Below are 1,210 nucleotides of genomic sequence, written 5' to 3'. Positions count from 1 at the left end.
CCGAGCTGCAGGGCGCCATCGTCGCGGCCCATCAGCGGGGGGTGTCAGTGATGGAACTGGCTCGCCAATCGGGTCTCACTCGACGCACCGTGTACCGGACCCTCAGCCGATGACGGCGGCGGCCTGCGGTCGTGGGAGTCTGAGCGGGACCGGATCAGTGAGCGGGCCGAGGCTCTGATCTGGGCTGAGCTGGCCCGCCATGATGAGCAGGTGCGGCGGATGCTGGATGCTGGGGTGCCGGTGGTTTTGTCGCGCCACCCGGTGGGTGATCGGCCTCGGGGGTGGTGGGCTGCCGCTGCCGGGCGGGCGATGCTGACTGATCCCGATCTCGAGGTGGAGTGGCTACGATGATGAGCACGACGCGCTACTAGCGCCTGAGGCAGCAAAAAGCTGGCCCCCGCCACGGGGGCGGGGGCCAGTTGTGCGTGTCGGGGCGCAGTGGGCCCTCGACACTCAGCCACCGTAGGTCAGTCCTCGTCGGCGGCGTGGCGGGGTGCCACACCAGCATCGTCTCGGTAGCGGCGCAGCAGATACGCCACCAGCGCCGTCAACCCGGCCTGGACCAGCGTCCATGACACTGGGGCGCGGTCGCGACCACCTCAGCCCACGACTCGGCACCCAGCACAGCAGGGGCAGCCGTCAGCACCCCGAGGAGCACGGCGACGCCGAGACCCTGCCACAGGGTTTGCCAGCCGCGCCGGGCCGCGATCCAGGGACGATCCTCAGCAGGGATCGGGGGCACCGGCGTCGGTGCCGTCGTCTGGTCAGTCATCATCTAGTCCTCTCGTGCAGGGGACGGCTCCGTGTCGTCCACCGGATCAGGGTCGAGCCACAGGCTCGGGTCGATATGGCCACGGATGCGGTGCGGGACGCGGGGCATCCGGCCCCAGTCAGGGCGGCGGAGCATCCCGACCTGGTCGATGAACCAGGCGGCGGCGGACAGCTGTCCCAGCCGCTCGGACAGCTCGGATTGCAGCGCATGCACCTGCTGCTCGAGTCGCTCCACGCGTGAGATGAGGTCAGGCACCAGGTCGGTGGCTGAGGTGATCTCCGCCGACCGCTGCGTCGAGCGCTGACCGGCACGCGCCACAAGCCACGCCACCACCGGCGACACCATGATCGCCAGCACAGATAGGACAGTACCCACCATCATGCCTCCCGATCGGCGGGGATGCGGGCCGTGATCCACACCGCCCACAGCGCCACGAGA

At 69.7% G+C, this 1,210-nt stretch carries 2 protein-coding genes; one reads left to right on the top strand and one right to left on the bottom strand.

The features are described 5' to 3' along the window. The first annotated feature begins 5 nt into the window (after positions 1–5). Positions 6–113, top strand: a complete 108-nt coding sequence (locus tag RMT89_RS46205; RefSeq protein WP_399498826.1) for a helix-turn-helix domain-containing protein — start codon at positions 6–8, stop codon at positions 111–113. 662 nt (positions 114–775) lie between these two features. Here RMT89_RS46205 and RMT89_RS40170 read toward each other — a convergent pair. Then, positions 776–1,129, bottom strand: a complete 354-nt coding sequence (locus RMT89_RS40170; RefSeq protein WP_315888693.1) for a hypothetical protein — start codon at positions 1,127–1,129, stop codon at positions 776–778. Between the last annotated feature and the right edge of the window lie 81 nt (positions 1,130–1,210).

Origin of the sequence: Streptomyces sp. P17, assembly GCF_032436805.1 — a bacterium.
Taxonomy (GTDB): Bacteria; Actinomycetota; Actinomycetes; order Streptomycetales; family Streptomycetaceae; genus Streptomyces.
Note: the sequence above shows the minus strand (reverse complement) of the source record. Positions and strands in the feature narration are given on the sequence as shown.